This window comes from Sphingomonas bacterium (assembly GCF_903644135.1).
In the GTDB taxonomy this organism is placed as follows: Bacteria; Pseudomonadota; Alphaproteobacteria; order Sphingomonadales; family Sphingomonadaceae; genus Sphingomonas.
The window spans coordinates 1-10,059 of the sequence record NZ_CAHJXA010000072.1; the positions used below are offsets into that span (position 1 = coordinate 1).

General features: G+C 68.2%; 12 protein-coding genes. 9 read left to right on the forward strand and 3 right to left on the reverse strand.

The features are described from left to right. Together HUU96_RS05735 and HUU96_RS05740 are read left to right on the forward strand one after the other, a co-directional pair. Positions 1-370 (forward strand): Holliday junction DNA helicase RuvB C-terminal domain-containing protein (locus tag HUU96_RS05735; protein ID WP_302480216.1); only part of this gene is annotated, 370 nt, incomplete at its 5' end. Between the two features lie 193 nt (positions 371-563). Further along, positions 564-1,112 carry a CHAP domain-containing protein gene (locus tag HUU96_RS05740; RefSeq protein ID WP_174291888.1) on the forward strand — a complete coding sequence of 183 codons (549 nt, stop codon included), beginning with the start codon at positions 564-566 and terminating at the stop codon, positions 1,110-1,112. On the opposite strand, the gene HUU96_RS05745 is transcribed toward HUU96_RS05740, so the two are convergent. Beyond that, on the reverse strand, positions 1,109-2,284 hold the full coding sequence (locus tag HUU96_RS05745) for a hypothetical protein (RefSeq protein ID WP_174291889.1): 1,176 nt from the start codon (positions 2,282-2,284) through the stop codon (positions 1,109-1,111). The two genes, HUU96_RS05740 and HUU96_RS05745, sit on opposite strands and share 4 nt — an antisense overlap. A 157-nt stretch (positions 2,285-2,441) precedes the next feature. Here HUU96_RS05745 and HUU96_RS05750 point away from each other — a divergent pair, with 157 nt between their 5' ends. Beyond that, positions 2,442-3,242 carry a peptidase E gene (locus HUU96_RS05750; RefSeq protein WP_174291890.1) on the forward strand — a complete coding sequence of 267 codons (801 nt, stop codon included), beginning with the start codon at positions 2,442-2,444 and terminating at the stop codon, positions 3,240-3,242. 31 nt (positions 3,243-3,273) lie between these two features. Here HUU96_RS05750 and HUU96_RS05755 read toward each other — a convergent pair whose 3' ends face one another. Both HUU96_RS05755 and HUU96_RS05760 read right to left on the reverse strand, forming a co-directional pair. Next, positions 3,274-4,794 carry a CpaF family protein gene (locus HUU96_RS05755; RefSeq protein ID WP_174291891.1) on the reverse strand — a complete coding sequence of 507 codons (1,521 nt, stop codon included), beginning with the start codon at positions 4,792-4,794 and terminating at the stop codon, positions 3,274-3,276. Positions 4,795-4,882: 88 nt separating this feature from the next. Beyond that, entirely contained in the window at positions 4,883-5,926 is a 1,044-nt protein-coding gene (locus HUU96_RS05760) for a bifunctional transcriptional activator/DNA repair enzyme AdaA (RefSeq protein ID WP_174291892.1), read from the reverse strand. Between the two features lie 114 nt (positions 5,927-6,040). Here HUU96_RS05760 and HUU96_RS05765 point away from each other — a divergent pair, with 114 nt between their 5' ends. The 6 genes from HUU96_RS05765 to HUU96_RS05785 form a co-directional block, all read left to right on the forward strand. Further along, the gene (locus HUU96_RS05765) at positions 6,041-6,418 is read left to right on the forward strand and encodes a hypothetical protein (protein WP_217430271.1); all 378 of its coding nucleotides are present in this window, start codon (positions 6,041-6,043) and stop codon (positions 6,416-6,418) included. Beyond that, on the forward strand, positions 6,409-6,837 hold the full coding sequence (locus HUU96_RS05770; protein ID WP_174291893.1) for a hypothetical protein: 429 nt from the start codon (positions 6,409-6,411) through the stop codon (positions 6,835-6,837). The genes HUU96_RS05765 and HUU96_RS05770 overlap by 10 nt, the downstream gene beginning before the upstream one ends. Before the next feature lie 128 nt (positions 6,838-6,965). Next, complete coding sequence (locus HUU96_RS05775; RefSeq protein ID WP_254605037.1) at positions 6,966-7,547, forward strand: F0F1 ATP synthase subunit delta; 582 nt, start codon at positions 6,966-6,968, stop codon at positions 7,545-7,547. Positions 7,548-7,553: 6 nt separating this feature from the next. Then, complete coding sequence (gene atpA / locus HUU96_RS05780) at positions 7,554-9,083, forward strand: F0F1 ATP synthase subunit alpha (protein WP_174291894.1); 1,530 nt, start codon at positions 7,554-7,556, stop codon at positions 9,081-9,083. Between the two features lie 35 nt (positions 9,084-9,118). Next, the gene (locus HUU96_RS15310) at positions 9,119-9,436 is read left to right on the forward strand and encodes a Rap1a/Tai family immunity protein (RefSeq protein ID WP_368039741.1); all 318 of its coding nucleotides are present in this window, start codon (positions 9,119-9,121) and stop codon (positions 9,434-9,436) included. A 6-nt stretch (positions 9,437-9,442) separates the two neighbouring features. Further along, the coding region (locus HUU96_RS05785; RefSeq protein WP_174291895.1) for a F0F1 ATP synthase subunit gamma at positions 9,443-10,059 on the forward strand (617 nt) is incomplete at its 3' end.

Below are 10,059 nucleotides of genomic sequence, written 5' to 3' on the forward strand. Positions count from 1 at the left end.
GCGGATCGCCGGGCGGCTGCTGCGCCGGGTGCGCGACTTCGCCGATGTCGCGGGGGAGCCGGTGGTGGACGCACGCGCCGCCGACGCCGCGCTTAACCGGCTGGAGGTCGACGGGCTGGGGCTAGACGCGATGGACCGGCGCTATCTGACGATGATCGCCGACATCTATCGCGGCGGGCCGGTCGGGGTGGAGACGCTTGCCGCTGGCCTCAGCGAGCCACGCGACACGATCGAGGAGGTGATCGAGCCGTTCCTGATTCAGCTTGGCCTCGTCGCCCGCACCGCCCGGGGCCGCTGCCTCAACGCCGGTGGGTGGAAGCATCTGGGGCTCAATCCGCCGGCGGGGAGCCAGGACGGGCTGTTCGAGTAAAGGCCCGCGCCCGACGATTCGCGGCTGCCAGACGATCATTTTCGCCGAGCCTGGGCAGAAAGACTGGCCTGAACGGGCGTTCATCGGCGGCGGGACACCGTTCGTCGGATAAGGTTCCCCAAGGCCTTTTCAGCCCGCCCGGTGCCGCCTAGCCGATCATCACTGTCTCACTGCGGCGGGGGTCGCCCACATCATGATTAAAGCATTCGCAGCGCGTTTTGCGCTGGTGGTTTCGTGCGTCCTGACGATGGCGGCCTTTGCCGCGCCCGCCTCCGCAGCGTTCCTGCAGTGCGCGCCTTATGCGCGTCAGATCTCGGGCATCGACATCCGCGGCAATGCCGACACTTGGTGGAGCCAGGCCGCCGGCCGCTACGAGCGCGGCCATGCCCCCAAAGTCGGCGCGGTGCTCGCCTTTGCTGCCAGCCATCGGATGCGGGTCGGCCATGTGGCGATGGTGTCGAAGGTGGTCAGCGACCGCGAGGTGCTGCTGACCCACGCCAACTGGTCGCGCCCCGGCCGGGTCGAGACCGATGTGCGCGCGGTCGACGTGTCGCCCGCCGGCGACTGGACGATGGTCAAGGTCTGGTACGCGCCGCAGGGCGGCCTCGGCACCAGCGCCTATGCCACCCGCGGCTTCATCTATTCGGGCCGTGCACCCCGCGTCGAGGTCGAGACCCCGGACGCCGTGATCGCCACCGCCGCGTCGGTGTCGATGACCGCCGGGCTGCCGCTGGAGCGCTAATAGAAGGAGCGGGTGGTCAGGCTGCGCGCCGACCCGTCGCACATCCCCAGCCTGACGACGGTGCCGGGTGCCGCCACCGACCAGCTCGCCAACCGGTTGCCGGCGTAATCCACCGGGATCGGCGCGCCGTCGACCGAACAGATGGTGTCGCCGTTGCGCCAGCCGGCCGCTTCCGCCGGGCTGCCGCGCATGACATGGACGACGCGCAGCCGGTCGGTGAGCACCCCCACCAGCAAGCCGCTGGTCGAGCGCAGCGGCGGCGTGCCGGCATCCGCGTTGGCGCTGAGCACCATGCGTCCGGCCTTGGGATCGAGCAGCACGCGGTAATGCTGCAGGAAGCCGGAGCCGATGCGCCCCGCCGCCGCGATCCCCTGCGAGAAGCCGCCCGCGGCCTCGACCCGCACCTCGACCTCGCGCGCGTCGAGATCGCCCAGCATCAGGTCGGGGACGATCGTCAGCGCCGTGACCACCGGACCGGCCAGGCCATAGGCGATCGCGCTGGTCATCGGCCGTGACGCCGGCCCGACGCTGGCCCAGGCGGCTTGCGAGACGGTGATCGCCGAGCCGTCGCCGGTATCGACCACCATCGGCCCGAGGCGTCGGCCGCCGAGCATGATCTCGCTCTGGTAGACGTTGAGCTCCGGCGACAGCCGCAGCGGCGCGACCGCGCCTCCGAACGGCAGCCGGCCAGAGGACAACAAGCGAAAGCGGTGGCCGGCATAGTCTATGTCGATCGCCGCCTCGCCGATCAGGTCGCGGCCGACCAGCAGGTCGACGCCGGCGCTGCCGGTCGCAGTCTCAGGCAGCGCGGCGACGCCGATGCCGCCGCCGGTCCGGGTCAGCCCGCCGACGCTCATGCTGCGTGTCGTCATCCAGCCGATCGGCACCACCCCGCCGATCGCGCTGGCGCTGCCGCCCGGCCGCACCTGCGCCGGGTCGAGCGCCCGCGACCCGCGCGCGATCACCGAAAAGCTGACGCCGGTGTCGAGGATCGCAGTGACGGGCACGCCGTCGAGGGTCATGGCGAAGCGGATCTGGTTGCCGGCGGTGAGCTGAAACGGCACCCAGCGCTGCTCGGTATCTGGCGCGAGCACGGCGTAACCGGGGTCTCGCGCCGGATCGGGATTGGCCGGCGTGGCGGCGATCAACAGAAGGGGGAGGAGAGATCGCATCGACCGTTCGCTCTATCGCGCGAACGTGGCGATGGGAATGCGCGGTGAATTGCCGCGATCGCGATCGGCGACACGCAATGGAGGCTCGACAGCGGTAAAATGCTCGGTCAGTCTTGTGCAACGCACCACGTCCGAGTGCAACAAGGGGGAAAGTCAGATGAAGCGTCGTGAGTTTCTTGTCTCGTCCCTCGCCGGGGTCACCGCGCTTGGCGTTTCCGCCGGAGCGCAGGCGGCCAGCCAGGCCGACCCGCGGCCCGATCCGGCTGCACCGGCAAAGGGCAAGATCCTGATCGCCGGCGGCCGCTACGACACCAAGTGGATCGGCTACATGGCGAAGCTGACCGGCAAGCGCCGGCCCAAGCTGCTGTTCATCGCACCCGCGTCATTTGACCGGCCCGAAGGCGTCGTGCGCTGGTTCGAGAACTGCGCGCCGCTCGACGTCGAGGCGTCGTTCCAGCCGAGCGCGATCGCGACCGCGACCGAGAAGCGCGGCTGGGACGAGATCCTGCTGAGCGTCGACGGCATCGTCGTGTCGGGCGGCAACACGCTCAACCAGCAGGCGATCTGGAAGGCGCACGGCATCGACGCCATCCTACGCCAGGCGTGGGAGCGCGGCATCGTGCTGGGGGGTGCCAGCGCCGGCTCGCTCGCCTGGTTCGAGGAAGGCACGACCGATTCGCGCGCCAAGGAACTCAGCACCGTTCAGTGCCTGGGCTTCATCAAGGGCAGCCATTCGCCACATTACGATGGCGAGAAGAACCGCCGTCCCTTCTACCAGAACGCGGTGGCGACCGGCTTGCTCAAGCCAGGCTATGCCTGCGACAACAATGCCGGCATCTATTTCGAGGGCGGCACGGCCAAGCGCTTCCTGTCCGCGCAGCCGGGCTCGAACGTCTATCGCGTCAGTGCGAGCGGCGGACAGGTGGTCGAGACGATCGTGCCGACCGAGTCCTTCTAGCGCGAGAGGCGGCCGGTCCGGCCGGGCAAACCTAGAGGCACGCCTCCAGATACGCCTGGTCGAAGCCGAACTGCTTGGCCTTTTCCAGCGTATAGGGCCTGAGCCCCATCGCGCGATACTCGCCGATGATCTTGCCGTCGGCGCTCTCGTCGAGATACTCGAACTTGAACAGCTCCTGGGTAACGATCACCGGGCCTTCCATGCCGATCACCTCGGTGACGTTGGTGACGCGGCGCGAGCCGTCACGCAGGCGCTTGACCTGGATGATCAGCTCGACCGAGTCGGCGATCTGGCGGCTGATCGCCTCCTTGGGCACCTTGATGTCGCTCATCATCACCATGTTCTCCATCCGCGCCAGCGCCTCTCTGGGCGAGTTGGCGTGGAGGGTGCACATCGAGCCGTCATGGCCGGTGTTCATCGCCGCGAGCATATCGAAGCATTCGCTGCCGCGAATCTCGCCCAGGATGATGCGGTCGGGGCGCATACGCAGCGCGTTCTTGACGAGGTCGCGGATGCTGATCTCGCCCTGACCCTCCAGGTTGGCGGGGCGCGTCTCCAGCGGCAGCCAGTGCGGCTGCTGCAGGCGAAGCTCGGCAGCGTCCTCGATGGTCAGCACGCGCTCGCCCGGGTCGATCATCTTCGACAGTGCGTTGAGCATCGTCGTCTTGCCCGAGCCGGTACCGCCCGAGATGACGACGTTGAAGCGGCTCGCCCCGGCGATCTTGAGCGCGGTCGCCATCTTCGGGCTCATGCTGCCGAAGCCGGCCATCATGTCGAGCGTGATCGGCTTGGCGGAGAATTTGCGGATCGAGATGGCGGTGCCGCGCAGCGACAGCGGCGGCACGATGACGTTGACGCGGCTGCCGTCCTTGAGGCGGGCGTCGGCGAGCGGGCTGGTCTGGTCGACGCGGCGGCCGACCGAATTGACGATGCGCTGGGCGATCTGGAACAGATGCTCCTCGTCGCGGAACTGAACCTGTGCCAGCTCCAGCTTGCCCTTGCGCTCGACATAGGTCTGGTCGGGGCCGTTGACCATGATGTCGGAAATGTTGGGATCGGCGAGCAGCTCCTCGAGCGGCCCGAGCCCCAGCAGCTCGTCGACCAGCACCTTTTCCAGCGCGAACTGCTCGCGGCGGTTGAGGGTTAGCTTCAGCTCGGCAAGCACCTCGCCGATGATCGGGCGGAACTCCTCGGCCAGCTCGTCCTTGCCCAGCGTCGCCGCCGCCTCGGGATCGACGCGTTCGAGCAGGCGCGGAAGCACCTGTTCCTTGATCTTGTGGATCGACGCCTCGAAGCCCTCGCCGCGGCTGCTGCCGGCGTCGCCGCTGGCGTTCTGGCGATCGGTGAGGCGCGCCATCGCGTCCTGCTGGGGGGCGGCCCCGCCAGCGTCGGGATCGCCGGGCAGCGCCAGGCTGTCGATCGGCGGGAACTGGCCGCCCGGTGCCTCGGCATCGGCGCGCGGAGGCAGGCCGCCCTGCATCGGCCGGGCGACGCCGAACGCCGGCCGTGCCGGTCCCCCTCCCGCTCCGCTGCGACGCCCGAACGCGCTCATGCCGTGATCCTCGGATGCATGGCGGACGGGGTAAGGGGGAAGCCTTGAGATTTGCCTAACCAAGGATGCGGTGGGTTCGCTCCGGCTGCTATCCGCCGTTTTCCCGCGCCAGCAACGCCCGCTTGCGGTCGAGGCCATAGGCGAACCCGCCCAAGCTGCCGTCGCTACGCTTGGCGCGGTGGCAGGGGACCAGCACGACCAACTGGTTGGCTCCGCACGCGCTGCCCGCCGCGCGCACAGCATTGGGGCGGCCGGCGGCGGCGGCGAGCTGGGCATAGGTGCGGGTCTCGCCCGGCGGGATGGTGCGCAGCGCCGCCCACACCGCCTCCTGGAAGGCGGTGCCGCGCACGTCGAGCGGCAGGTCGAGCGCGCGGGTCGGGTCTTCCACGGCGGCCACCACCTGCGCCGCCACGTGGGCGAGCGCAGCGCCGCCTTCCTCGATCGCCGCGTTGGGAAAGCGGGCGGCGAGCGCCTCGCCATCCTCGTCGAAGGACAGCCGGCACAGCCCCTTGTCGGTCGCGGCGACCAGCAGCGGCCCCAGGCTGGTCGCGGCGAGCACCCAGCGGATCGTCTCGCCGGCACCGCCCTTGGCCCAGGCGCTGGGCTTCATCCCCAATCGCCCGGCCGCGTCGGCGTAGAAGCGGCTGGGCGCGGCATAGCCCGCCTCGTACAGGGCGTCGGTAACGGTCTTCTCCCTAGCAAACGTGGGAGACAGGGCATCGGCCATGCGGTCGGCGCGCAGGCCGCGAGCATAGGCGGCCGGGGTGACGCCGGTCGCGCGCACGAACAGCCGGTGGAAGTGGTGCGGCGCATAGCCGACGCGGGCGGCGAGATCGGCCAGCGGCAACGGCTCCGCTGCCGCCTTGATTAACGCGACGGCCTGCGCCACCGCCACATGGTCGCGCGCGAGATCGTCGGGCAGGCAGCGTCGGCACGCGCGCAGCCCGGCCGCCTGTGCCGCACCGGCATCGGCGTAGAAGGCGACATTCTCGCGCCGCGGCCGCCGGGCGGGGCAGCTTGGCCGGCAATAGATGCCGGTGGTGCTCACCCCGACCAGGAAGCGCTCGTCATAGCTCCGGTCGCGTCGCTCGAAGGCAGCCCAGGCAGTGTCGGAGTCGATCAGGTCCGTCATGACCGTCGTTGTAAGCTGCCGCTCGCCGCTTGGCATCCCGTCGCTTGCGGCCAAACACCTTGTCGCCAACGCCGTCCCATGTAAATTTCGGCAATCATCGCCGGAGTCCCTACCATGCCCGACCCGCACCTGCAGAAACATCCGAAGCTGCGCGCCAAGCCGTTCAAGGATCCGGCAAAGGTGCCGCCGGCGATCCAGCTGGCGCTCCGCCAGGCGATGATGACCGAGAAGGTCCCGACGGATCAGTATGACGACCTGCTCTGGATCCTGGCGCAGGAGTCGGAGGGCAATATCGGCATCCACAACGGGCAGGGCTCGACCGCGCGCGGGCTGTTTCAGCTGCTAAAGGCGCAATACCACTTCTACCCCAAGGGCGAGGCATCGTTTGGCAACGCGGTCGAGGAGTGCCAGGGCGGCATCCGTTATATCGTCGCCCGCTTCCATAACGCCGCGGCGGCGCGGAAATTCTGGGAGCGGCACCATTGGTATTGATCCTGCTCGCCGCCGCCGCGTCCGATGCACGGGCAGCGGATTATGCGCGCTATCCCGCCGCGATCGTCCGTCACCTGCGCCCGGTGTCGCCGCCGCTCACCGACGCGCGACTACGCGAGAACCGGACCGCCCTGCGCGCCGCGGCGCGGCAGCGGCCGGATTTCGCCGGTCACTGGGTGTTGGCGACGATCGGCTGCGGTGCCTCGTGCATCCAGCCGGCGGCGCTCGACCGCCTGACCGGGCGAGTCGTCTGGTTTCCTGCCACTTTATGCTGCTGGCCGCTGACAGTCAGCGAGCCGCTGAGCTACCGGATCAACAGCCGTCTGCTGGTCGTCGAGGGCGACCTCAACGAGCAGGAGCCATCCCGCATCCGCCGCTATGTCTTTGACGGCCGCCGCTTCGCGCCCCTACCGGATTGACGGTACGGGCCGCCGCCGGGTTGCATCGGCCGGCACCCGATGCTAACCGCCCGGCCGATCCGTGGGGATGCGCAGGGCTGCGTACCCGCCTTCACGGGTGATCCGTTGATGACGAGGGCGTTGGTTCCGTGGAGATATCCGGCGGTAATGGTGGCAGCAACGCCGGTGGCGGCATCCAGGCCAGCCTTGGCGGCCGTTACGCGCTTGCGCTGTTCGAGCTGGCCCGCGACGCCAAGAGCATCGACCAGGTCGAGGCGAGCCTGTCCACCGTCCGCGATGCGCTCGCCCAGTCCGACGATTTCCGCGCGCTGACCGCCAGCCCGGTCGTGTCGCGGGGCGACGCCGCCAAGGCGGTGCTGGCAAGCGCGACCGAGATGGGGGTCGACGCGACCACCCGCAGCTTCCTGGGCGTCCTTGCCGAGAACCGGCGGCTGGGCCAGCTGCCGGCGATCATCCGCGCCTTCCGCCAGCTCGCCAGCCGCCATCGCGGCGAGGTCAGCGCCGAGGTGACGAGCGCCCACCCGCTGTCCGAGGATCAGGTCGGCGCGCTCAAGCAGCAGCTGCGTCAGCGTGTCGGCCGCGAGGTCGCGGTCGAGTTGGCAGTCGACCCGGCGCTGCTTGGCGGTTTGGTCGTCCGCATCGGCTCCCAGATGATCGATTCGTCGATCCGCACCAGATTGAACGCGCTCGGCAGCGCGATGAAAGGCTAGAAGTAGATGGATATCCGCGCCGCTGAAATCTCCAAGGTCATCAAGGACCAGATCAGCAACTTCGGCAGCGAGGCCGAGGTCAGCGAGACCGGCCAGGTGCTGAGCGTCGGCGACGGCATCGCCCGCATCTACGGTCTCGACAACGTCCAAGCGGGCGAGATGGTCGAGTTCTCCAATGGCGTGCAGGGCATGGCGCTCAACCTCGAAGCCGACAATGTCGGCGTCGTGATCTTCGGCTCGGACGCCGAGATCAAGGAAGGCGATATCGTCAAGCGCACCGGCACCATCGTCGACGTGCCGGTCGGCCGCGGCCTGCTCGGCCGCGTGGTCGACGCGCTCGGCAACCCGATCGACGGCAAGGGTCCGATCGCCAGCGACCAGCGCAGCCGCGTCGAGGTCAAGGCGCCGGGGATCATCCCCAGGCAGTCGGTCAGCGAGCCGATGCAGTCGGGCCTCAAGGCGATCGACGCGCTGGTGCCGGTCGGCCGCGGCCAGCGCGAGCTGATCATCGGCGACCGCCAGACCGGCAAGTCGGCGGTGGCGATCGATACCTTCATCAACCAGAAGGGCGTCAACGCCGGTAGCGACGAGAAGAAGAAGCTCTATTGCGTCTATGTCGCGGTCGGCCAGAAGCGTTCCACCGTGGCGCAGCTGGTCCGCACCCTGACCGAGCAGGGCGCGATGGACTATTCAATCGTCGTCGCCGCCACCGCGTCGGACCCGGCGCCGCTCCAGTTCCTCGCGCCCTATACCGGCACCGCGATGGGCGAGTATTTCCGCGACAACGGGATGCACGCGCTGATCGTGTTCGACGATCTGTCGAAGCAGGCGGTGGCGTATCGCCAGATGTCGCTGCTGCTGCGCCGCCCGCCAGGCCGCGAGGCGTACCCGGGCGACGTGTTCTATCTCCACAGCCGCCTGCTCGAGCGTGCCGCCAAGATGAGCGACGCCAACGGCGGCGGCAGCCTGACGGCGCTGCCGATCATCGAGACGCAGGCGGGCGACGTGTCGGCGTACATCCCCACCAACGTCATCTCGATCACCGACGGCCAGATCTTCCTGGAAACCGACCTGTTCTTCGCCGGCATCCGCCCGGCGATCAACGTCGGCCTGTCCGTGTCGCGCGTCGGCTCGGCGGCGCAGACCAAGGCGATGAAGAAGGTGAGCGGCTCGATCAAGCTGGAGCTGGCGCAGTATCGCGAGATGGCGGCATTCGCGCAGTTCGGCAGCGACCTCGACGCCTCGACCCAGCGGCTGCTGAACCGCGGCGCGCGGCTGACCGAGCTGCTCAAGCAGCCGCAGTTCAACCCGATGCCGTTCGAGGAGCAGACCGCGTCGATCTTCGCAGGGACAAACGGTTATCTCGACAAGGTGAAGGTCGAGGATGTGGTGCGGTTCGAGGCGGCGCTGATAGCCGACCTGCGCGCCAACCACGCCGACGTGCTGGCGCTGATCCGCGACAGCCGCGACCTTGGGGACGAGGCCAAGGGCAAGCTCAAGGGCGCGCTCGACCAGTTTGCGAAGACGTTTGCGTGAACGCAGCGCGAGCTTTAGCGCTGACTGCGCTGGTGGTGTCGCCGTGCGCGTTTGCGTCTCAAGCTAATGCTGCGCAGGCATATGTATTGAGTGATCTGTCTACTTTCCCGTTTGGCCAAGAATGTAGCCAAGAAAATAGTCTTAAGTTAACTGCTTGTGCTGCTTACATCCTCGGAGCGGTGGATGAGTTATCAATGTCGCATGCGATTTGCTTGCCAATGTCTGGCGGAGGGAATTCTCAAAACTTAGCGGTCGTACGTAAGTATCTTCGAGATCACCCCGAAAGCTGGGATCAGCATCCAGCCTATCTTGTTCGATCTGCAATGGTCGCTACCTTCCATGCCGTAAGGTGAACTGAAGTGGCATCCCTCAAAGCCCTGAAGCTCCGCATCGGCTCGGTGAAGTCGACGCAGAAGATCACTAAGGCGATGAAGATGGTCGCCGCCGCCAAGCTGCGCCGCGCGCAGGAGGCGGCGCAGAACGGCCGCCCCTATGCCGAGCGGCTGCAGGGCGTGATGGCGAGCCTGGCGTCGAAGGTGACGGTCAGCGAGTCGTCGCCCAAGCTCCTCGCGGGCACCGGCAAGGATCAGGTCCACCTGCTCGTCGTCGCCACCAGCGAGCGCGGCCTGGCCGGCGCGTTCAACACCAACATCGTCCGCGCCGCGCGCCGCAAGGCAACCGAGTTGGAGGGGCAGGGCAAGACCGTGCGCTTCTATCTCGCCGGCAAGAAGGGCCGCGTGTTGCGCCGTTTCTACCCGACGCAGATCGCCAATGATTACGAGCTGGGCGGCATCAAGTCGGTCGCCTTCGCCGACGCGCAGGGTCTCGCCGCCGACCTGATCGCCCGCTTCGAGGCGGGTGAGTTCGACGTCGCCCACTTGTTCTACGCCAAGTTCGTCTCGGCGCTAGTGCAGGAGCCGACGGGCCAGCAGATCATCCCGGTGCCGATCCCCACCGACGCGGCACCGGCCGGGGG